27 protein-coding genes are annotated in these 22,292 nt (G+C 31.6%); 14 read left to right on the top strand and 13 right to left on the bottom strand.

Going from position 1 to position 22,292, the window contains the following annotated elements; translation table 11 throughout:
- Positions 1-431 precede the first annotated feature (431 nt).
- The 6 genes from RBH94_RS15155 to RBH94_RS15130 all read right to left on the bottom strand — a co-directional run bounded on the left by RBH94_RS15155 (position 432) and on the right by RBH94_RS15130 (position 3,585).
- Positions 432-881 carry a hypothetical protein gene (locus RBH94_RS15155; RefSeq protein WP_307881655.1) on the bottom strand — a complete coding sequence of 150 codons (450 nt, stop codon included), beginning with the start codon at positions 879-881 and terminating at the stop codon, positions 432-434.
- 109 nt (positions 882-990) lie between these two features.
- The gene (locus RBH94_RS15150) at positions 991-1,632 is read right to left on the bottom strand and encodes a hypothetical protein (protein WP_307881654.1); all 642 of its coding nucleotides are present in this window, start codon (positions 1,630-1,632) and stop codon (positions 991-993) included.
- A 110-nt stretch (positions 1,633-1,742) separates the two neighbouring features.
- Entirely contained in the window at positions 1,743-2,180 is a 438-nt protein-coding gene (locus tag RBH94_RS15145; protein WP_307881653.1) for a hypothetical protein, read from the bottom strand.
- A 118-nt stretch (positions 2,181-2,298) separates the two neighbouring features.
- Positions 2,299-2,709, bottom strand: a complete 411-nt coding sequence (locus RBH94_RS15140) for a hypothetical protein (protein ID WP_307881652.1) — start codon at positions 2,707-2,709, stop codon at positions 2,299-2,301.
- A 35-nt stretch (positions 2,710-2,744) separates the two neighbouring features.
- Positions 2,745-3,125, bottom strand: coding sequence for a hypothetical protein (locus RBH94_RS15135; RefSeq protein WP_307881651.1), 381 nt, complete (start codon positions 3,123-3,125; stop codon positions 2,745-2,747).
- Between the two features lie 10 nt (positions 3,126-3,135).
- Entirely contained in the window at positions 3,136-3,585 is a 450-nt protein-coding gene (locus tag RBH94_RS15130) for a lipocalin family protein (protein ID WP_307881650.1), read from the bottom strand.
- A gap of 142 nt (positions 3,586-3,727) precedes the next feature.
- On the opposite strand from RBH94_RS15130, the gene RBH94_RS15125 reads away from it, so the two are divergent.
- Positions 3,728-4,555 carry a hypothetical protein gene (locus RBH94_RS15125; RefSeq protein ID WP_307881649.1) on the top strand — a complete coding sequence of 276 codons (828 nt, stop codon included), beginning with the start codon at positions 3,728-3,730 and terminating at the stop codon, positions 4,553-4,555.
- Positions 4,556-4,591: 36 nt separating this feature from the next.
- Here RBH94_RS15125 and RBH94_RS15120 read toward each other — a convergent pair whose 3' ends face one another.
- The 3 genes from RBH94_RS15120 to RBH94_RS15110 all read right to left on the bottom strand — a co-directional run bounded on the left by RBH94_RS15120 (position 4,592) and on the right by RBH94_RS15110 (position 6,836).
- Positions 4,592-5,260: a hypothetical protein gene (locus RBH94_RS15120; protein WP_307881648.1), complete on the bottom strand. Its 669-nt coding sequence runs from the start codon at positions 5,258-5,260 to the stop codon at positions 4,592-4,594.
- Between the two features lie 511 nt (positions 5,261-5,771).
- A complete protein-coding gene (locus RBH94_RS15115; RefSeq protein ID WP_307881647.1) occupies positions 5,772-5,984 on the bottom strand; it encodes a hypothetical protein in 213 nt (70 codons plus the stop codon).
- A 78-nt stretch (positions 5,985-6,062) separates the two neighbouring features.
- Positions 6,063-6,836 (bottom strand): hypothetical protein, encoded by a 774-nt coding sequence (locus RBH94_RS15110; protein ID WP_307881646.1) that lies wholly within the window; start codon positions 6,834-6,836, stop codon positions 6,063-6,065.
- Between the two features lie 878 nt (positions 6,837-7,714).
- Here RBH94_RS15110 and RBH94_RS15105 point away from each other — a divergent pair.
- The 7 genes from RBH94_RS15105 to RBH94_RS15075 all read left to right on the top strand — a co-directional run bounded on the left by RBH94_RS15105 (position 7,715) and on the right by RBH94_RS15075 (position 11,835).
- Complete coding sequence (locus RBH94_RS15105) at positions 7,715-7,924, top strand: hypothetical protein (RefSeq protein ID WP_307881645.1); 210 nt, start codon at positions 7,715-7,717, stop codon at positions 7,922-7,924.
- Complete coding sequence (locus tag RBH94_RS15100) at positions 7,924-8,271, top strand: sigma factor (protein WP_307881644.1); 348 nt, start codon at positions 7,924-7,926, stop codon at positions 8,269-8,271. The genes RBH94_RS15105 and RBH94_RS15100 overlap by 1 nt, the downstream gene beginning before the upstream one ends.
- A gap of 105 nt (positions 8,272-8,376) precedes the next feature.
- Positions 8,377-9,339, top strand: a complete 963-nt coding sequence (locus RBH94_RS15095; RefSeq protein ID WP_307881643.1) for a hypothetical protein — start codon at positions 8,377-8,379, stop codon at positions 9,337-9,339.
- A gap of 175 nt (positions 9,340-9,514) precedes the next feature.
- A complete protein-coding gene (locus tag RBH94_RS15090) occupies positions 9,515-9,793 on the top strand; it encodes a hypothetical protein (protein ID WP_307881642.1) in 279 nt (92 codons plus the stop codon).
- Complete coding sequence (locus RBH94_RS15085) at positions 9,794-10,525, top strand: SOS response-associated peptidase (protein WP_307881641.1); 732 nt, start codon at positions 9,794-9,796, stop codon at positions 10,523-10,525.
- Positions 10,526-10,542: 17 nt separating this feature from the next.
- Entirely contained in the window at positions 10,543-11,058 is a 516-nt protein-coding gene (locus tag RBH94_RS15080; protein ID WP_307881640.1) for a hypothetical protein, read from the top strand.
- A 33-nt stretch (positions 11,059-11,091) separates the two neighbouring features.
- On the top strand, positions 11,092-11,835 hold the full coding sequence (locus tag RBH94_RS15075; RefSeq protein WP_307883174.1) for a YifB family Mg chelatase-like AAA ATPase: 744 nt from the start codon (positions 11,092-11,094) through the stop codon (positions 11,833-11,835).
- 41 nt (positions 11,836-11,876) lie between these two features.
- Here the strand turns inward: RBH94_RS15075 and RBH94_RS15070 are convergent, their stop codons facing one another.
- Entirely contained in the window at positions 11,877-12,401 is a 525-nt protein-coding gene (locus RBH94_RS15070) for a DUF5004 domain-containing protein (RefSeq protein ID WP_307881639.1), read from the bottom strand.
- 257 nt (positions 12,402-12,658) lie between these two features.
- On the opposite strand from RBH94_RS15070, the gene pxpA reads away from it, so the two are divergent.
- The 3 genes from pxpA to RBH94_RS15055 are packed head-to-tail and all read left to right on the top strand — an operon-like array spanning position 12,659 to position 14,979.
- Positions 12,659-13,399 carry a 5-oxoprolinase subunit PxpA gene (gene pxpA / locus RBH94_RS15065; protein ID WP_307881638.1) on the top strand — a complete coding sequence of 247 codons (741 nt, stop codon included), beginning with the start codon at positions 12,659-12,661 and terminating at the stop codon, positions 13,397-13,399.
- Positions 13,400-13,403: 4 nt separating this feature from the next.
- Entirely contained in the window at positions 13,404-14,135 is a 732-nt protein-coding gene (gene pxpB / locus RBH94_RS15060; RefSeq protein ID WP_307881637.1) for a 5-oxoprolinase subunit PxpB, read from the top strand.
- Complete coding sequence (locus RBH94_RS15055; protein WP_307881636.1) at positions 14,128-14,979, top strand: biotin-dependent carboxyltransferase family protein; 852 nt, start codon at positions 14,128-14,130, stop codon at positions 14,977-14,979. The genes pxpB and RBH94_RS15055 overlap by 8 nt, the downstream gene beginning before the upstream one ends.
- 1 nt (position 14,980) lies before the next feature.
- Here the strand turns inward: RBH94_RS15055 and deoC (RBH94_RS15050) are convergent, their stop codons facing one another.
- The 3 genes from deoC (RBH94_RS15050) to clpB all read right to left on the bottom strand — a co-directional run bounded on the left by deoC (RBH94_RS15050) (position 14,981) and on the right by clpB (position 19,387).
- Entirely contained in the window at positions 14,981-15,628 is a 648-nt protein-coding gene (gene deoC / locus RBH94_RS15050) for a deoxyribose-phosphate aldolase (RefSeq protein ID WP_307881635.1), read from the bottom strand.
- A 139-nt stretch (positions 15,629-15,767) separates the two neighbouring features.
- Positions 15,768-16,427, bottom strand: a complete 660-nt coding sequence (gene deoC, locus RBH94_RS15045; RefSeq protein WP_307881634.1) for a deoxyribose-phosphate aldolase — start codon at positions 16,425-16,427, stop codon at positions 15,768-15,770.
- A gap of 353 nt (positions 16,428-16,780) precedes the next feature.
- Complete coding sequence (clpB, locus tag RBH94_RS15040) at positions 16,781-19,387, bottom strand: ATP-dependent chaperone ClpB (protein WP_307881633.1); 2,607 nt, start codon at positions 19,385-19,387, stop codon at positions 16,781-16,783.
- Positions 19,388-19,580: 193 nt separating this feature from the next.
- Here clpB and ytxJ point away from each other — a divergent pair, with 193 nt between their 5' ends.
- The 3 genes from ytxJ to RBH94_RS15025 all read left to right on the top strand — a co-directional run bounded on the left by ytxJ (position 19,581) and on the right by RBH94_RS15025 (position 22,290).
- A complete protein-coding gene (ytxJ, locus tag RBH94_RS15035; RefSeq protein WP_307881632.1) occupies positions 19,581-19,970 on the top strand; it encodes a bacillithiol system redox-active protein YtxJ in 390 nt (129 codons plus the stop codon).
- 140 nt (positions 19,971-20,110) lie between these two features.
- The gene (locus RBH94_RS15030) at positions 20,111-20,518 is read left to right on the top strand and encodes a gamma-glutamylcyclotransferase (RefSeq protein ID WP_307881631.1); all 408 of its coding nucleotides are present in this window, start codon (positions 20,111-20,113) and stop codon (positions 20,516-20,518) included.
- A gap of 86 nt (positions 20,519-20,604) precedes the next feature.
- Positions 20,605-22,290 carry an RluA family pseudouridine synthase gene (locus RBH94_RS15025; protein WP_307881630.1) on the top strand — a complete coding sequence of 562 codons (1,686 nt, stop codon included), beginning with the start codon at positions 20,605-20,607 and terminating at the stop codon, positions 22,288-22,290.
- Positions 22,291-22,292: the final 2 nt, after the last annotated feature.

Here is a 22,292-nt window from a genome sequence, read left to right as displayed (position 1 = left end):
AAACTATTAAACTGTACAACTCATTTATGTGTATTAATATATTATAATTGTAATCTTTAATATTTTGTAAGAATACACTTTAGATGTAATTGTTGATAACTTATAAATTATTCAACTTAAATGTAGGGTATAATAAAAGGGTATGGTATCATAATTTAAAATACCATTAAAAGTATACGCATCACGCATAAATTAGGACCCCCAGACCCCATAGAAGTGCATCGGGTAGGGGAGAGGTTCAGCGGTGTATATATGTGGTTGGTGATACAGAAAATGAAAGTTTCAGATGGGTAATTATAGGGTATATAAAATGTCTATTTTACATAATCATATTTATAATGCAAAAATTTGTAGGAGTAGTTTCTTATAAAAATGAAGTGGTTTTTATTATAGGGAAGTGGCTTTTATTTCTAATAATTTCTGAAGATATTCTATAAATTTTGTATTTGTTCATCAGTATATCCAGGTAACATTCTGCAATGGTCAAACCTTTTATTAGGATTTAATTTTTTCCAATTTTTAAAGAATTTAATATGATATTTTATTCTAAGGTTTTGTGCAAATGCACTTGCTTCAGTTCTTACCAACCAACTTTCTTTATAGTAAAAACTTTTATGATGGAAATGCATTAGGTGTCTTACAAATCTTTCAAACGCCCAACCTGATTCTTCCATTTTCTCTTTCTCTACATTTTCTGGATGCTTATAAAATTCTAACTGTTTTTCCTCTGTATCTATACTTTCTAACAGTTCTTGCGTTATACTAAAGGAATGTTTAATGTTTAAAATTGATTTTTTATACTCCTTTAATAATTGGTTATATTGTTTCTGATTATCATCATACGATAATAACTCCTTTAACAAAAGTTCATTTGAATCCATATTATATTGTATTTTAATTCTAAGATATTCATAAATACCTGTTTTTATTACGTATTATACGAAAATTGAGAAACCTAAGTTTTAAAAAAATAGGGGTGAACCACTACCCTTATATTCGTTTGATTAAGTATTCTGTTTTCTTCATCTTAAGTTTACCAGAATGTGCATTGCCATATCTTATTATATTATCATCTGGTATAATAACATCATCAATATCATAATCAGTTAGCACACCATCAATCACATCAAATAACTGTTTGGTTATATCTAGCTTAAGTATAATATCATTGTATTGTTTCTTGGTCCAATTGGTACTTATAATGCTATTATGGAATACATCATACAGTGATTGAAGTATCTTATCATTTGCACGTTTATAATGGTTAAAACGTTGTTTAAATGCGTGGGTTAATACATCACTATTCTTTATCATATTCTTCACCACACCTTCAACAAACAGTGAATCATATACATCGGTTAAATACATATAATCATCATCTTTAACCAGCTGGTTATACTTAGATATAAGAAGATATTCAAGGTTAAATCTTGGTTGTTCTAATGTGAATGTATTTGGGTATGGTGTATTGGAATCATATAATACATTATCCTTATACAGTATTTTATATTTGGTGTATTCATCACCAGTGAATGTTAATTGGTTATTGGTATCAACCACGTGTGATAATATGAAGTTTATATTATTAATTGCAAGTCTTGGTAATTGGTTAAAATCGGTTGATTGTTCCATTGGTGGTAATACTTGGTATGGTGCAAAGTTATTGATTCTGGACCATAAAAAAACCACCCATATGATACTTCATATAAGTGGTTTTAGTACCCTCAATTATGTTGGTGGTATTATCTTGGTGGGTGTAGTTTTGATTCCATTTCTTCATTCGCTCGATATATTTTATCAAGTCTGGTATAAACAACAAAATAATCCCAACTCGAACCATCAGAACTACAAGCAATAACATATTCTTTATCTTCAATTTCTTTAATATAATATTCACCACATACTTTAATTCCATTACTCACAATGATTCTGCCAATTTCAGTAAATTCAGTTCCTCGTGGTGACCTCCAACTTTGGGAGTATGTTTGTTCATCTGTAATAACACTACTGCTTTCAGAATTTGAACCAACTATATAAAATCCTACAAAACAAATTATTCCAATTAGAATGAATGTTCCACAGCCAAATCCACCCTTTTTCATTTTGTTTCCGCAATAAGGGCATTTGTCAGCCTTACTACTTATTTCTTGTTTACATTCTGAACAATTGATTAATGCCATTGGATTTTGATTTAAGGTTTTTCTTATATCATAAATATAAGAAAAACCACCTAAACATCACCATCAGCTTATTCTTATTTATGGTTTATTTTAAGTGGTTCTTGAACCCTCAATTATACTAGTTTCTTCTACGTTTATCTTTATTTGAAAAAATGGTTAATTCAAAAATTTTATAAATTAAATCTGTTGTTCCATAACCACTCAACCCTTCAATTTCAATATTATCGTTTTCGTAAAAATACTGTAAATAAATAGTAGGGGTACCTTTGTAGAAGTCTAAAAACAGATAAGTGGTATAATCATAAATACCTAAATCAGCAAATTCATTTAATACCGACATATTCCAAACGGTACATTGTCCTGTTTTGGATTCATATCCAGACATATCAAATCTTTTGTGTTGTTTCTCAGGTAACTCAGTTTTCATATATCTCATAGAACCTGTAACACCTTCATCAAATCCTAATCTTTGCCTTATGAAATCTTTTACTTCTTCTTTTTGTAATTTTTGTAATTCTTCAGTTGTCATCCTTTTGTGCTTTATTTTAAGATATATATTTCGGTTTAATTACTCCTTAGAATTATAACAATTTTCAATCTAGGTAGATTTGTATCGGGATTAATAGATTTACTTTGATACTCAAGTTTAATGTTGATTATCTCATATTCAATTTTATATTCTGATAAGTCATCTTCCAGTTTGTGTTTTTTTCTAATTTCAATTGCCCAAGTTGATTGAGATAAATATATTTTATCACCAATTTCTAAACTATAAATATCTACATCATCAAAGTGATATTTAGTATTGAGTGTGTTTTTTAAATGTTCGTTGAAAAATGCCTCTACACCTGTATAATGGCTTGTTTCAAAGGCGTCTTTTTGTCCTTCAATTTTAGTGTCGATTTCTATAAAATCATTGACATATCCTTGTTCTTCGTTATTCATATTATTTAAATTAATTATTTTCACGTATAAATTCAACACTTACATCATCAGTTCCATCACCATCTTCATCCCAGGTATAGGTTAGTTTTTCAACACCCATTTCAAAATTATTAAGTTTTTGAACTTGTTCACCTTCATCAGTGTCAGTGAATGTTAAAGTCATAATTCTTTCAGCACCATCAAATTTAAAAGTACCTATATCTGTATCTTCTGGTAAACAATCAGTGCCATTTGAGGAATAATAATAAACCCTTTCAAAGGTTCCATCAGAATTGAATTCAATATAACCTTGCTTTTCACAATCAGATAAAGGATTTGAAACACCATTAAATGTTTGTTTTTCTAAATACCATTTGGAACTAAATGGTGCTGTTTCATCAATTTCATCAGAATCAGAACAAGATATTAAACATAAAGTAAATGTTGTTAGTAGCACTGTAATAAGTTTTGGTTTTCTCATTGTGATATGGTTAGTTAATTCTATTGTTAGAATTGTAAATATACATATTATTCTTACATCATTGATTTGATTTGATATGGGATTTTTAAATGATTGATGTAAGATTTTGTTTATATTTGAATGCTAACCAAATATTAGTTTAATGTTCGATTTAATTAAGTCTGTTTTTGATACCAGTAAAGAAAGAATGAAGAATCCTTTTATAGCTTCATTCGTTTTATCTTGGATTGTTTTAAACTGGAAACCTCTTGTGTATTTTATTTTTTCAGATGCAAAGGTTGAAGATAAAATATTACATATAGATGATTCATATAATTGGATTAATTGCACTTTATGGTATCCTTTATTCTTTGCTTTATTTTATGTTTTAGCAATACCATATATTATGTGGGGTTTTGAGGAATTATATTCATTAGCAAATAGAGAGCGAATTGATAATTTAACAGAGCTTGAAGGGCATAGGATTGAAAAACAGATTACTCTGGCAGGGAGTAAATTGAGGTTGGAAAATGTTAAAGCCGACCATAAAGAAATATCTGAATTAAATGATAAAATTGCTGATTTGGAAAAGGAATTATTGAAAACCCAAGATAAGGTCAAGGAGGTTGAAAAGGAGAAATCAAAATTAAATTCACAATTGAAATTAAATGATGCAGCAATGAAGGAGTTAAATAGACAAAATTTAAATGATGAAGAAAAATTAAGGTATGATGCTGATTATTTATTTTTTAAGTCAAACCCAAAATATTTTGAATATTTTGAAAATATAGCTTTTTATATTAAAAAATCTAAGGGAGAATCCATTAATAAAAATATTCCTTTCGAGATTAATAATGTATTATTAAATGAAGGAATAATTTATAATTATAAAGATTCTTATTTATTTACTAATAAAGGAGAATACTTTTATCAAAAATATTTATCTGAAAAATTTTTAAATGAATATAATACAGAACTAAATAAAAGCTAAATGTTTAATTAAAGTAATGAATGTCAGTTATTTATTCTATTTTGTTGTGTAAGTGTTTCCTGTAAAGATTGGAACAGGAGTATGAGTCATAGTCCATTGATTTGCCATAGCTAATGCAATTCCATCAAAGGTTTTACTTCTAAGTGTACTCCTTTCTTCAGGTGTTTTACTCTTTTTTAAAGCTTCATAATACCAAAGAGGTTGTCTTGTTTTTTTTCCTGTTTTTTTATTTGTGAATTCAATGAATTCCCCTTTTTCTACTATTTTAGTAGGTTCCAATTTTGGTAAATTTTTAAGCCATAAACAAGTGCTTTTTTGAGCTTTATCACCAAACCAATAAGGTTGAATGATTTGGTCTGGTTTTCTGTAACAACTACTCATAATTCCTATTGGGTTTTCAATTGCAATTTTATCGCAATCTGCATTAACTATTGACATAAAGAAGTCTATAGCTTTTTGTTGTCTTCCATCTGCTCGCTTTTTTGCAAAATGTCTTGCTCCAGATGAAGCTAAGTGAGTACAGGGAGGAAATGCAATAATCATATCCCAACTATCATTGATAATATTCAATGTATCTTCTTTGATATGCCATTCAGGATGTCCACCTGAACAGTTTAATAAGTCATTACTATAGGCTTCGTGGCCTAATTTTCTTAATTCCATTGTTACTTTTTGTGATTCTTCACACGCTACTAAAATTTTCAATTTATCATTTGTTTTTTATTTGGGTTGATGCTAGTGCATCAGTGTTATTTTGTAAGAAAAAAATTTCTGAATTTTCTTGTCCTTTTCTGAATCATCATTTTGACATACATTGCAAAGTATTGATATTTAAAGGGGTTAACAGGTGTTAGTGGTTTCTTTAAATCAAAATTTTTGAAAGTTTTAAAAAAACTTTGGTACACATTGTTAGATGCTTTCAAAATTTAATAACTCATTAAAAAAAGTAAACGTTATGTTTAAATTTAATAGTAGAATTATCAAAATGGAAGTGCCATCAAAAAGGTTGGAATGGTGGCAAATATTGTTAATCTGTATATGCCTTTTAATTACCATCCTAGGCATCCTATACATTTACGGTAAATTCATATTACCAAATTTTGTAGAGTTCGCAAAAGTGATGAAGGGTACAGTTTGAATACATTTTTACCAATCCACCATTTTAGATTTATTTGCTGGTACAGGATGATTCAACCTTGGTTTTATTCTAATTCCATTATACCGTTTTATTCCATATTGCCAATTCAAATTGACCTTGTGTTATTCCGTTTATTATTTCCATCGATACAGCGTTACTATATTCGACATTCGGTATTGAATGTTCTTCATAATACCCAATTAGCCAACCTATTTTAAAAGCATTTTCAAATCTTACAGGTTCCTTTAATGTTCCATCTTCATTGAAGAAATCTTTTGTTTCAATATTCATTTAATTTTCTTTTTTAGTTCATCATTATTACTTCTGTTCCTATATCTATAACTATCTGAAAATTTTGAAAAGTTCAAATTATTTTGTTAACGAATAGTTAAACTTTTCATTGATGTAATCATTGGCTGTATTCAGCATAATGTTTATCATCGTATCATTCATTGCACCATCGGTTATTTGTGGGTAATAGCTTTTATATTTAACCAATAGTTTTAATATCATATTACTTGGTAATTCTATTTCATTTGGGTTATTGGCTTGGTTAAATGTTTGAAACTGGTTATTGTGTTTTAAGCTTTTAATAAACCATTTATGAATTGCATCAGCATATTCACCACCACCCAATGAAAAGGTTAATACATCCTTCAAGTTGAAGGTTTCATCACTTGTTTTAGATGCACCAGATTCGATTGAAATTACTTTTGGTTCCTTAGTCACTTTTGGTTTAATATAGGATGGTAAATCAGCTTTAATTGGTTCTTGTTTGCTTGGTATATCTTCAACAGGTATGGAATCCAATTCACCATTGATTACTTTATATACATTTTCATTGATGGTGATGATTCGTGTTTTGCCACCATAACCTTTTGATTGGTTGCTAGTTGTTTTACGTTTTATATAACCTTTTTCAGTACATTTTTTAATAATGTTTTGGATAGTTCTTACGTTAAACAATCCATTGGTAAAGTTTGAAAGTTCTTTATCACTTATGAATATATGTTTATCATTCAAAGCGAATGACAACAGGATATTCATTATCACCAATTCGTTTGCGGTAATTCCAGTTAGGTTGAAGATTCCATTAAATTGTTTGGAATAGTTACCAGCTACTTTGTTATTTAAGTTTTCCATAATTTTTAATTTTTAACAATAGTTATTTATTGCAGAGGGTATTATTAACCGACTACATAAATAAATATGTGAGTTTTCGTAAATGTTTGTTTATACCTAAAAAAGTTTAGGTAATCACACAGCGGAAGTGATTTGAATAATTGAATTTGATATTGCAAATATACTTCACAATTCAAGTTTTGACAAGGTTAAAACACTGGTATTCGTTGAATTACAAAGGATTTTCGTTAAAGCTGCAAATATAAAATAGGATTTGCAAAATGTAGGATAATAAACACAAAATCAATTAAAAATATTTTATAGGTAACCGATAGATTTTACGTATAGGTTGAAAATATTTAATATGGTTGAAGTAATTTATTTTTACCTACAGGAAGAATTTATCGTATAGGTACAAGTAAAAACTATCGTATAGGTACACGTAAATTTTATCGTATAGGTATACGTAAAATCTATCGGTTGTATATAATATAATACTTATAATATAATTATAATAATATAAATATTAATAAGATAATTATATAAATAAAGTATATATAAATAATTAATAATAAGTGATTTATAATTAGTTATAATATTTATTTAGAATAACATTTTTAGGTAAAATTGAAAGAATAATTACTTCAACTTCAACTTCAACTAATGCGCAAAGCGCATACAATAACCTTCAATTAATCATTTTAAGGGATATTTCTTCAATTATTTTATTTGAATAAGGTATTTGGGTTAATTCAAAAAGAAAGTTCTTTAAATCATTTTATTTTAATTAAATTGCTTACACGTTAAGTTGAAATTACCTTCAATTTAACTTTAACATTATTTAACATAGTTCAAGTGAATTTTAAAAATTTTTCAAATACTTATTAATAAAGAAAAGAATGAAAAATTTAAAAGAATACTTCAACGAAATTAATAATTACATCACCAAAAGGTTAAGTTGTGAATTATCCAATGCTGATAGATTCAGCATTGCACAATTCAAGGTAAAACACCAATTATTTCAATTTGGTAAAACTGATAAAAAATCAATTGAAGATTTAGTTCAATTATCAGAATTAATAACGAAAAAAACTAATTCAAATGATTAATGAACTACCAACAGTATTACCCATTAATACATTCAATAATTAATAAATACCCTTCAAAGTATAGAGAAGATTTATTCAACGAATGTATTATTCAATTAGCATCTATTTTTAATCGATTTGATAAAGAAAAAGGAACCATTCAAGGGTTTGCATACAAACGGTTGAATGGGCACTGTAAAGACTTTATATCAACTCAAAATGAATACCAATTAACACTGGATAACTTCACCATTGATGATGGTGAAGAATCCAGATTCAGTGATTTAATTCAAGATGAAAATGATGTTGAAGAAATCAATTCAGTTGCACATCGAGTACAAGTAAACGAACAACAAAGTGTTTTTTAAAATGCTTATTTTAAAGGTTTTAAATATTGTTTTGTAAGTTAATGTTTTAGAATTTTGTTATATTTAGTTACAAATAAATAATTTAATCCTAAAACATTTATAAATATGAAGAAGTTATCACTAACTATTACGGTTTTATTTTCTGGTTTATGCTTTTCACAAGGTCATTATATTATGTCACAATATTATTACGGGGATTTTCCTGGTGAAAATGTAAATATATTATTGAACAAGACAGTAACACCCTTGGAAACAAGGCGTAACTCTGATGGAGAATTACAGGGATATTTTAATTTTTATAAAAGATTTGATAGTAAAACTAAGAAAATCGATTCGTATGAAAATGATATTCGTTATTCAAATCCATATGAATTATTTGGAAAAAAATTTAAAGTTGTAAAAATATATAACGATATAACAATAAATCCCTTTTCACATAATTATTTTGTTTTGGAACTTGAAAATCCTGAATTAGGAACCGTTTTTTATGGTTATAATAAGGAACGCTTTGCGTTTTATGAATTAGAAGTTGTTGGAGGTTTGAAAAAACCAGTTACACCTGATGTTGATGAAGGTTTAAAAGAATCAGTTGCCTCTGATGTTGATGAAAGTTTGAAAAAAACAGTTACCCTTGAGGTTGATGAAAATTTAAAGGAATTAAAAAAATTTAATTGTGAGGATATTGAAACAAGCTTTTGGGATGATGGTTTGGAGTATAAACACTCTAATGAGGAAGATGGTATAATGTTTTTTAAAAAATCTGATGATAATTTTTCAAAACTTTATTTAAAGATTATTATGGAGGGTTTAACAAGGCTTGATGGAAAAAAAGAGGTGACTTTAAATTTAAGCAATAATAATTTTATAGAAAAAAATAATGCAGAAATTCAGTCATTAAGAGATAAAAAAAAGCATCGTTATATTTATACTATCATTTTAGAATTGAAAGAAAAGGATGTTGATTTAATAATTAATAATCCTATTAAAGGTACAACTGTTGATATGTTTTGGCGTGAAAATAATAAAGGAAAAAGATTAAATGAATATTTAAAATGTTTATCTCAATAAATTAAACACAAATCATTAACCAATAATGTGGATGGGTTTTTATACCTTGTGTTTATGTTTGATGATTATAAGAAAAACGACCCCAGATTTTGGTGGTTGTATACCAAATACACCAAACCAATATTAATAGTATTTTTTATTATACTTGCAATCGTAATTATATATGAAAAGATAAATGGCAGTATTGGTTAATATAACTACTAAAGCTGCTGATGTTCTTGAATGGGGTGAAGAATATTCGCCAGAACAAGAAGAATACATTCAACATATCATTGGTACATTTGAAAATAAACTTGAAGATTATTTAAAATATAAAGTATCTGGATATTATCAAATTAATGCAGAATTCGAGTATAACCCAATAACCAATAAGTTTAAATTATTGGAATGTGATTCACTAATGGTACATCATATTCATAACGCATTAAGAACTGAATTAAAACAATTTACATAAATGTGTTTTCATACTGCATTAACCAAACCAATTAAAGAAATCAAAAAGCGTTTTGATGTGGGTACAGATTCAGCAATGGATGTGTACCAACCATATTACCATCACAATGGGTTTAGTGATGAATACATCTATATCATCAAAGGAGAAGAACCATATACAATGGTACCATCGTATTGGGGGATAATGCCAGAAGATTATAATATCTATTCCAGAACAGGGTTCTTAAAGAAAACCAATACACTGAATGCCAGAAGTGAAAACCTGTTCACATCACCATTGTTCAGTAAACATATTAGAACACAACGTTGTATGATACTTTGTGATGGATTTTATGAACCCCATCACAGAAACAATGTTTCATATCCACATTTGATACAGATGAAGGATAAACAGTTATTTGTATTCGCTGGTATATATTCTGAATTGGATGATGGATTATACACAGCATCAATCATTACCACATTGGCAAATGACCAGATGAAAGAAATACACAACAAGCCATCAAAACAGGGTGATTTTAGAATGCCATTAATATTGGATGAAAAGAATGAATTCGATTGGCTGGATTTAAACTTGAATGATAATCAGATTAAAGAACTACTGTTTACATTCACTTCACAAGACTTAATATCTCACCCTGTATCACGTGATTTATTTAATGCAAGGGTAAACACCAATGCGCCAGAGATAATGCAACCAGTGTATTATGATGCTCTTAATACATTATTTTAAAATTTAAATTTGATGAAATGAAAAAAGTATTAAAAATTTTGTTGTCAACATTGTTATTATTTTCGATTAATTGCGTTGCTCAAATTGATTCAAAAGATTTGTTGTTAGTTTATTCTAAAGAATATAATTATATGGAATTAGTAGATGGTTTTATATTTAAAATTCAAGATATAAATAAAGCTTCTAATAAATTAGAAGTTAGTTATTTGGTTTTGGTTCGAGAAAAAACTAAAAATGAATATTATTTAACCTCACTTCAATGGCAGGAAAAATTAGAAGCTTTTAAAGGGGTATTGGAAAGTAAATTTAAAGTTTTAGATTTTAGTGTTAATACTTTTTCAGCTAATAAACTAAAATGTACCTTCAATAAGAAACTTCCAATAGACCCACCAATTATGTACTTTAATTTTAGTAATGATAAAGTTGTAGTTGAAGCAGATGGTAAAAAACAAGAAATAAAGGGTAAATTAAAATCTTTAAATGATGTAAAGTTTGAGAAGGCTAAATACGGTGTGAGTTTATTAGATAATTAGCCAATACTTTAACATTTCGTGTAAACCCTTGTAATTACTGATAAAAATAACACCCACACAAAAAAGATATTCACAAATGTTGCTTTAGTTGGTGGAGGGAGCTATCCTCAGCCTGGTGAAATATCCTTGTCTCATAACGGTGTATTGTTTCTGGATGAATTACCTGAATTTAAAAGAGAAGTATTAGAGGTAATGAGGCAGCCATTGGAAGATCGGGAAGTTACGATTTCAAGAGCGAAGTTCACGGTAACGTACCCGTCGTCGTTTATGTTGGTAGCGAGTATGAACCCGAGCCCCGGTGGTTATTTTAACGATCCGGATGCGCCCGTAACGTCGAGTCCGGCAGAGATGCAACGGTATTTAAGTAAGATTTCCGGGCCGCTGTTGGATCGTATTGATATTCATATAGAAGTCACTCCGGTACCTTTTGAAAAGCTTTCTGAAGATAGAAAGAGTGAATCTTCGGTAGAGATTAGAAAACGAGTAACCGAGGCTAGAGTTATTCAAACAAAACGATTTTCAGAATCTGATTCAGTTCATTATAACGCACAAATGAATACCAAGCAAATACGGAAATATTGTGTGTTGGATGACGCATCAAAAACATTGTTAAAAACAGCTATGGAGCGATTAAATTTATCAGCTAGAGCTTACGATAGAATTTTGAAAGTATCCAGAACCATTGCGGATTTGGAAGGTTCGGAAGATGTAAACGGATCGCATATTAGTGAAGCAATTCAGTATCGGAGTTTAGATAGAGAAGGGTGGTTGGGGTAAAAAAGAGTAAAGCCTAAACTTTACTCTTTAATCAATTGTTTTTAATTTGTTTCCTTCTCGTAAGTCGATGTTGTTACCGAAGTTACGCTTATGTCATTAACATCAACAAAATTGTATGTCGTTTCGATAGTAAACTCGGTATTGGTTTCGTTTACTTCTATAATGCTTGATTGTTTAGCGCAGCTTACTACAAGAGATAGAACAGAAGCTTCATTTAATTCCCAGGTTCCAGAAATGGTTTGTTTGTTTTCGCAATCTGTTGCAATTGTACCGGCTAAATAACTATAGCTGCGATCGTTATTGAAGTTGTAAGCAACATCCTGTTGGCATTCTGTAAACTGACTAAATAAATCGGTTGTAGGGTTATCGATGTCATCATCTGTTAAGTCAATTTCTTCCTCGGTAACAATACTTTTTAGTTTCCAAAGCCCTGTAAAGTTAGTTTCGGTTTCTGTTAATTCGCCTGTAAAAGCTTCCGGGCATTTATAGTCGTTGTCATCGTTACAACTTACAGCTAAAATTCCAGTTAACATCAAGCTTTTTACAAGTAAAATGGTCTTTTTCATAGTTTATTAAATGTTTTAATTTAACTAGTAGATGAGAAGAATTAAAAAACGTTGCGTTGACTTAAAAGGATTTTTTTAATAAAAATGTAATGGCTTGTTTATGAGTTGTATAGTGTTTTGGATTAAGTTAAGGCTAAGGTTTTGTTGGTTTGGCGTTTGCCTAAATCCTACTTGTTTTGTTTTTGAATTGAGATATAGCTACCTTCGTTTACCTTAAAATTTTTGTTTAATAGATTAGCTGTGTAAATTTAAAGAATATGGAATTGTTTCATGTAGATATTAATGCAGATGTGGGTGAGGGTATAGATAATGAGGAGCAATTAATGCCGTTTTTGTCTTCATGTAATATTGCATGTGGCGGACATGCTGGTGATGAAGGTACGATGCGGAAGGTTGTGAAATTAGCCAAAGTGCATCAGGTAAAAGTTGGAGCACACCCGTCGTTTCCTGATAAAGAAAATTTTGGACGCCAGGCTATGGAAATGCCTTATGCTGCTTTGTTTGAATCTTTAAAACATCAGGTAGATGGTTTATTGAAGATTTTAAGAGAAGAGCAGGTAAGTTTGCATCATATAAAACCCCATGGCGCTTTATATAATATGGCTGCGGCCGATAAAAAACTCGCCGGAGTTGTTATTGAGGTTTTAAAAACATATGCTACGCCTGTTCAGTTGTATGTGCCTTATGGGTCGGTAATAGCCGATTTGGCGGTTCAGCATAATATCCCGATTGTTTATGAAGTGTTTGCTGATAGAAATTATAATGACGACTTGTCTTTAGTTTCAAGACTAAAAAAGGACGCTTTAATTCATGATGTTGATGATATGTTTGAACATGTGTACAGAATGATTTCAATGCGGGAAGTTAAAAGTATTGACGGTACAAATGTGCCTATTCGAGTTGATACGGTTTGTGTACATGGCGACAATTCAGAGGCTATTAAATTGGTTGAAAATTTATGGAAAAGGCTTGAGGAAAAAGGGGTGAAAATTTATTAGGTCTATGACATATAATTTAGCATATAAACCCTATGGAGAACGGGCTATTTTAATTGAATGGCCGCAGGAAATTAATGAAAATATCTTAAGAGATGTTCTTGAATTTAAATTTAAAATAGAAAAATATGGTATTAAACAAATACTTGAAATAAGACAATCATATTCCTCATTGTTAGTTATTTATGGTTTTGTTTTAGAAAATTATTCTTTAGAAATATCAACTATAAGGAAAATCTATAATACAGAAATAGAGGCGATAGACCAGAGTTTCCGACAATGGGTAATTCCTGTTTGTTATGATGATGCTTTTGGAATAGATTTAAACGAGTTGTCTTTAGAAAAAAACATGTCAAAATCTGAAATTATCGATTTGCATTCTTCAGTTGTTTATACTACTTACTTCATTGGTTTTTTACCAGGCTTTTTATATCTCGGAGGTCTGGATGGTAAACTTCATACACCTCGAAAATCGACACCACGTTTACGGATTGAAAAAGGTGCTGTGGCTATTGGAGGTAATCAAACAGGAATTTACCCAATGGCTAGTCCCGGTGGTTGGAATATTATTGGAAATACACCTGTTTCTTTATTTGATGTGAATAAAAAATCACCATGTTTTGTTGCGCCAGGAGACAGGGTAAAATTTAAATCAGTATCAATCGATGTGTATCATGATATAAAAGTCTTAATTGATGCAGGGGTATATCAGATGGAAAGCGAGGTGATTAGTGATTAAAGTTTTAAAACAGGGGTTTTACACCAGTATTCAGGATTTTGGGCGATTCAATTGTCAGCAATATGGTGTGCCATATTCTGGTGTTATGGATCGCTATTCGGCAGGATTAGCTAATGCAATTTTAGGTAATGCTCCAGATTTAGCTGTTATTGAAATGACGGTTTTAGGTCCTGCTTTACAATTTGAGTGTAATACGTTTATTTGTGTTACAGGAGCTGATATTTCTCCGAAAATTAATAACGAAAACATTCAGAAAAATAAGCCTGTTGAAATAAATAAAGGAGATGTGCTTTCGTTTGGAAGATTAAAAAAAGGAGTTAGAGGTTATCTGGCTGTGTTAGGAGGGATTCTTTCTGAAGAGGTCTTGGGGAGTAGAAGCATGTATAAAGGTGTTACGGAACAAGGTGTTTTGTTGAAAAATGATTATATTGAAATAGGCGTAAATAACTTATTTAAAGCAAATAAGAACTCGTCAGTTAAAGTTAAGGTTGATGATTTTAAAGGCGGTGTATTGGAAGTGTTTAAAGGTCCTGAATTTGATTTGTTGACCCCTGAGCAGCAGTCTATTTTAACGTCTTCTAAATTCACTATATCTAAAAACAATAGCCGTATGGCTTATCAGTTTGAGGAGAGCTTTGAGAACAATTTAGAGCCAATTATAACCTCTCCGGTGCTTCCGGGCACAGTGCAATTAACGCCTTCTGGTCAGTTAATTGTTTTAATGAGAGATTGTCAAACTACGGGAGGGTACCCAAGAGTATTACAGCTTAAAGAATCTTCAATTAATTGTTTGTCTCAAAAATTTACAGGAGATAAGATGCAGTTTAAAATGTTGGAGTATTAGTTTACTTTCCTGTAACGATTGTGATGCCGGCAGATGTGCCTATGCGATCTACGCCTATTTTAATGTATTCAATGGCTGTTTTAAAATCCTTTATGCCTCCTGAGGCTTTAATTTTTGCACGACCATTAGCGGTAGTCTTCATTAATTTCACATGCTCAAGGGTTGCACCGTGTGGTCCAAAACCTGTAGAGGTTTTTATGAAGTCTGCACCAGCCTGAATGCTGAGCTCGCAGGCTTTTATAATTTCGCCATCCGTTAAATAGCAGGTTTCAATGATAACTTTTAACACATTGTTAGGTAGTCTGTTTTTTACTGATGCAATATCTCTAACAACGCCGGTATAATCTTCAGCTTTCAGTAAACCTAAATTTATAACCATATCTATTTCATCGGTGCCATCCTTCATAGCTTGTATGGTTTCATAAATTTTAGCTTCGGTACTCATGGCGCCTAAAGGAAAGCCGACCACCGTGCAAACTTTTACGTTGCTGTTTTTTGTATGCTCTTTGGCCAGTGCCGTAAAATAACTGTTGGTACACACTGAAAAAAAACGGAATTTCTTAGCTTCTTCACATAGTTTTATAACCTCAGCTTCTGTAGCTGTAGGTTTTAAAAGGGTGTGATCGATATAACTGCTAAGGTGTGTCATAATATGTTGCGGTTATACTAAAATGAAGTGTATATAAATAGTTCAGTAAATATAATACAAATTACGTGTAAAAAAAATAACGCAAGAAGGTATTGTGTTTACTGAACTATAGTAAGGTGTTTTTAAAAGCGTTGCCTTATTAAGAGATATGTCTAGCTTTTTTTGTTTTCTTATTTAAAAGGGCATTGAAGCCAATACGATGCACGCCAACTTCTAGATATTTCATGCTGGTTTCAAGGTCTTCAATATCACCTGAAGCTGTTATTTTAGCAGCGTCTTTTATGGTTTTTTTTATGATTTTTGTAGCGGTTAGCGTAGCACCTCCCTTTGAGAAACCACTTGAGGTTTTAATGAAATCGACATTAGCATCTAAGCAAATTTCACAAGCTTTTATTATTTCGTTTTTATTTAATTCTGAAATTTCTAAAATAACTTTTAAAGTGGTGTTTCCGATTGCCATTTTAACATCGCTAATATCTTTTAAAACAGACACGTAATTTTTGCTTTTAAGGAATCCTAGGTTTATTACCATTTCAATTTCTTCAGCACCATCTTCGATAGCCTTTTTGGCTTCAAATACTTTAGCATCGGTAGACATTGCTCCAAATGGAAATCCAACAACTGAACAGACTTTCGTAGGGGAGTTTTCCAGAAGCTGATGAGCTAAAGCTACATACGAGCTGTTTATGCAGACACCGTAGTAATCGTTTTGAATAGCTTCGTAACAAAGGTCGATAATTTCACGCTCTGTTGTTGTAGGTTTTAACAGAGTATATTCTATATGCTTAGATATATTCATAGGGATGAGTAGGTTTAATGCTATTAATATTCTCGTTTTATATACGAGCCTGATAGTTTTGGGGACTACTTAAGGGGCAAATTTAACTAATTTTAACGTACTTTTTTTTAATGTTATAGGTTCATTTTATTAACAATTTAATTTTTAATTTATTGTAAACACTTGTTTGTTAAGATACAATAATCATTTTTAATTTGAAAGAAAAAACAACTTATTAATCGGGTTTTAATCGGTTTTTGTATGTTAAATTATTGGTAGTCTTTTGTTTATGACGGGCTGTTGAGGTTGGTTGGTTATAAAATAAATAAAGGTTACCTGCAGGTAACCTTTATTTTAATTAATTAACTATGAAATTAAACTTCCTTTGAAACCAGATCATTTTGGTTTCTAAATACAAGCTTGTCATCAAAGGCATCAAGAAGTATGATGCTATCTGTAGTGACTGTTCCGGCAAGTATTTCTTTACTTAATGCGTTTAATACTTCTTTTTGAATAACGCGTTTTACCGGTCTAGCTCCGTATTCAGGGTTGTATCCTTTTTCGGCTAAATAGGTTATAGCTTCTTCAGTAGCATCAAAAGTGATGCCCTGTTTGTTAATCATTTTAGTGATGTTTTTAAGTTGTAAACCAACAATATCTCTGATGTTTTCTTTTGATAAAGGAGTGAACATTATAGTATCGTCGATACGGTTTAAAAATTCAGGTCGCACACTTTGTTTTAATAAAGCCAGTACATCAATCTTAGCGGATTCAATAGCAGAATTCAAATCTTTGGTAGCTTCAAAGCGTTCCTGTATAATCTGACTACCAATATTGGAAGTCATGATAATGATGGTGTTTTTAAAGTCTGCCACACGTCCTTTATTGTCCGTTAAATGACCTTCGTCTAATACTTGCAATAAAATATTGAAGGTGTCCGGGTGTGCTTTTTCAATTTCATCTAATAACACCACCGAATACGGTTTACGTCTTACAGCTTCAGTTAACTGACCACCTTCATCGTAACCCACGTATCCCGGAGGAGCACCAACTAAACGACTCACGGCATGGCGTTCTTGATATTCACTCATGTCGATACGGGTCATGGCGTTTTCATCGTCAAACAGGTATTCAGCCAAAGCTTTAGCTAGCTCAGTTTTACCAACTCCCGTTGTTCCTAAGAACAAGAATGTACCGATTGGCTTTTGTGGGTTTTGTAAACCTGCACGACTTCTTCGCACAGCATCACTAACAGCTTCAATAGCTTCTTCCTGTCCAACGACACGCTTGTGTAATTCATCTTCAAGCTTCAATAGCTTTTCGCGCTCACTTTGAAGCATTTTTGTAACAGGGATGCCGGTCCATTTTGCAACCACTTCAGCAATATCATCATAAGTAACTTCCTCTTTTATCAGAGAGTTTTCAGATTGCTCTTGTAATTGTTTTTGGTAGCTTTCAAGTTGTTCCTGAGCTTCTTTTATTTTACCATATCGTAACTCGGCTACTTTACCATAGTCGCCGTCGCGTTCGGCGCGTTCAGCTTCAAGCTTGTAGTTTTCAATATCTTGTTTTGTGTTTTGAATATTATCTACTACTTCTTTCTCGCTTTTCCACTTGGCATTAATTTCGTTGCGCTGTTCTTTAATGTTTGCTAAATCTGCTTTTAATGCTTTTAACTTAGCTTCATCTTTTTCGCGCTTAATGGCTTCAATCTCAATTTCCAACTGCATGATCTTTCTGTCTAGAACATCAAGTTCTTCGGGTTTTGAGTTGATTTCCATACGTAATTTCGAAGCAGCCTCATCCATTAAGTCAATCGCCTTATCTGGTAAGAAACGATTGGTGATATAGCGTTGCGATAACTCTACAGCGCCAATAATGGCTTCGTCTTTAATGCGTACTTTATGGTGTGTTTCGTACTTTTCTTTAATACCTCGCAAAATAGATATAGCACTTTCTGTATCTGGCTCATCGACCATGACTTTTTGGAAACGACGCTCTAAGGCTTTGTCCTTTTCAAAGTATTTTTGGTACTCATCTAAAGTCGTTGCTCCAATAGCGCGCAGTTCGCCACGTGCTAAAGCTGGTTTCAAGATGTTTGCTGCATCCATAGCGCCTTGTCCGCCACCAGCACCAACAAGAGTGTGAATCTCATCGATGAATAATACGATATCACCTTCACTGGTTGTTACTTCTTTAACAACAGCTTTTAAACGTTCTTCAAATTCGCCTTTGTATTTGGCACCTGCAATTAATGCGCCCATATCTAAAGCAAAAATTTGCTTGTCTTTTAAGTTTTCAGGAATATCGCCATCAACGATTCTGTGCGCTAAACCTTCGGCAATAGCAGTTTTACCAGTACCGGGTTCACCAACGAGTATAGGGTTGTTTTTAGTACGACGTGATAGAATCTGCAATATTCTTCGAATTTCTTCATCACGACCAATTACAGGATCTAATTTCCCGTCCTTTACTAATTGGTTTAAGTTTTTAGCGTATTTGTTTAAAGCATTATAAGTTTCTTCTTGACTTTGAGACGTTACATTTTCGCCTTTACGTAATTCTTGGATGCTAGCAGTTAATGATTTTTCTGTTACGCCTTGGTCTTTAAGCATCTGTGCTATTTTGCTATTCGATTTAAAAATGGCGATGATTAAATGTTCGATTGAAACATATTCATCTTTCATTTTTTTAGCAATAATAGAAGCTTCATTAAGTGTTTTTCCTGCTTCTCGGGAAAGCATGAGCTCACTACCGGTAACTTTAGAAAAGCTTTCAATCTGTTTGTCTAATGCTTGTTCTAAAATACCAATATTAACATTCAGTTTTTTTAAAATGAATGGGAGTACATTTTCATCAACTTCAAGAATACCTTTAAAAAGGTGTTCGTTTTCAATTTGTTGATGACCGAAGCCTTGCGCTATTTGTTGCGCTTGCTGTATGGCTTCTTGTGATTTAATGGTATAATTATTTAAGTTCATAAGTGTTCTTTTATTAGTGTTTCGCCGAAGCGATTCGTTTAATTTTAGTTTCTTTACACCATGAATAAGTCAATAACCTTACCATCACAATAAGCGAGACAAAATGTCTTGTTTGTTTGATTTTTAAATGACGATTAGTCAGTTGTAAGGAATTGCAAGAGTTACGACTTATGCTAATGAATAGAATACATTTATGGGAATATTTAATAAATTTTTAAAACATTCAACGGATAAGAAAGAGGAGAAAACCTTACCGTGGATTGACTTAGAGAGTATAGAGCAACTTCAAGGTATTGCGGAAAAATCTTCAGAAAAACCTCAGATTATTTTTAAACACTCTACGCGTTGTGGAATTAGTCGTATGGTAAAAAATCAGTTTGAGTCTGATTATCAGATTTCAGAAGATCAAGCCGATTTGTATTATCTGGATTTGCTAAACTACAGAGAGATATCAAATGAAATCGCTCAAAAGTTTGGTGTTTATCATGAATCTCCACAGTTGTTAGTTATAAAAAATGGAGTAGTTTCAGTGCATGATAGCCACGGAGGTATAAATGATTTAGAATTAGAGAAATACCTTTAAACACGCGGTTGTTGACCTGAAATTACTATTTTTTTATTTTTCGTTTTTCAATTTTTAAGTATATTTAAAAAGAAGGGAACTCGCTGTTTTTAGTGAATTCTTGACTATTTGAAGGCTATTTTTGAAAAAGAAAATTATTGATGAAACAATTGAAATCTAAGTATTTATTTGTCTATGGTACGTTATTGCAGGATTGTAATAACGAAATGTCTCAGTTTTTAGAACAGCATGCAGAATTTGTTGGAAAAGGCTTTTTTTGTGGAAGGCTGTATGATGTTAATGAATTTCCTGGTGCTGTTTCCAGCAGCGATATGTCGAAAAAAGTATATGGTAGTATTTATAAAATTACCAATCAGGAATTGGTGTTTAAGGTTTTGGATGAATATGAAGGTATAGCAGCAGAACAAACCGATTTAGATCTATTTAAACGTATTATTGTTGAAGCTTACATGGAGGCTGGATATACAGTAAAGACCTGGGTGTATGAATATAATTTACCAACAATAAACTTAAGGTTAATTCCGTCAGGACGGTATTTAGAATCTTAAAATGTAGTCAAACCTACAGAAGAAACACACTATTAGTTGTTTTCGAGTAAAATTTCATTTCTTTGCAGCGCTTTTTAAATCCCGATATGACTCATTTTTGCGATTCTCGATTTCATCCTTTACAACATAGTGAAAAGGTAGCGTTACCTGAAAAGTTTACCTTTCCGTTTTACTATGAACCTCATGAGCTATGTGTAGAGGCAGCAAAAGATTTGCAAACGTATTTGAAATCTCAAACAGATTTTATTCATAATTTCGGACTTGATCAAACCATGGAAGGTTTGATTATTGGAAAGATGTTTGGTGTGATGGTGGTGAAAAATGATGAAGGGAGAATAGGATATCTTGCTGCATTTTCAGGGAAATTATCAGATAATAATTATCTCGAAGGTTTTGTGCCGCCTATTTATAATACGTTGAATGTTGATGGTTTTTATAAAAAAGGTGAAGCAGAATTAAATGTATTAAACCGGCAAATTGAAAATTTAGAATCTGCGACCGAACTTCAAAAAGCAAAAGATGCTTTAAAAAAATCAAAAGCTCTTGCGGAAACTGAAATCAAAGCGTTAAAAGCTTTGATGAAAGCTGAAAAAAAGAAACGCAATAAAAAGCGCGATGAGGCTAAACCGGTATTAAGCGATGAAGCATTTCAGAAACTTTTTAATGAGTTGAAGGAGCAGAGTATAGGTTATCAATTACGATTAAAGTATTTGAAATACGAGTGGGAGCAAAAAATTAAGCAAGCCGAAATTGAATTAAATAACTATTTGCAGCCTATAGCAGATTTAAAAGATAAACGTGCTAAGCAATCGTCAGGGTTACAAAAACGTATTCATCAGCAATATCAATTTTTAAATGCGGAAGGAGAGGTTAAAGACCTTTTAGGCATTTTTAAAGACACCAAATCGCCAATTCCTCCGGCTGGCTCCGGGGAGTGTGCTGCGCCAAAGTTATTTCAATATGCTTACGAAAATGGATTTAAGCCAATCGCTATGGCCGAATTCTGGTGGGGGGCTTCACCAAAGTCTGAAGTGCGTAAACACAAGCAGTTTTATCCGTCTTGCAGGAGTAAGTGTGAGCCTATTTTAGGACATATGATGCAAGGGCTTCAGGTAGATGCAAATCCCATTGAGCAAGTTATAAGTTATGAGGCTGATTTAGAAATCGTTTACGAAGATGAGTATTTGTTATTAGTAAATAAACCTCATGAGTTTTTATCGGTACCGGGGAAAACCTATAGTGAATCTGTATTAACAAAAATGAGAGCTTACTTGCCTAAAGCAAAAGGCCCTTTGTTGGTGCATCGGTTAGATATGTCTACCTCTGGATTGTTATTGGTGTCTAAAAGTGAACGTATTCATAAGCATTTGCAAAAACAATTTATAGAACGTACAGTTAAAAAGCGTTATGTTGCGTTATTAGATGGTGAACTTAAAACAAAAACAGGGCAGGTAGATTTGCCTTTGCGGGTCGATTTAGATAACCGCCCCCAACAATTGGTGTGTTATGAACATGGTAAACCTGCTGTAACTAATTTTGAGGTTCAAGCTATAGAAAACGGTAAAACCAGAATTCATTTTTATCCGGTTACAGGACGTACGCATCAGCTACGTGTACATGCCGCACACAGTAAAGGATTGCAAATCCCTATAATTGGCGATGATTTGTATGGTGTAAAAGCAAACCGATTGCATTTACATGCTGAACAGCTGACTTTTGTTCATCCAATAAAAAAAGAAGTGTTAACGATTGTTTGTGAAGCACCCTTTTAATT

The sequence above is a fragment of the Aestuariibaculum sp. YM273 genome, from assembly GCF_030908365.1.
GTDB classification, from domain to species: domain Bacteria; phylum Bacteroidota; class Bacteroidia; order Flavobacteriales; family Flavobacteriaceae; genus Aestuariibaculum; species Aestuariibaculum marinum.
Note: the sequence above shows the minus strand (reverse complement) of the source record. Positions and strands in the feature narration are given on the sequence as shown.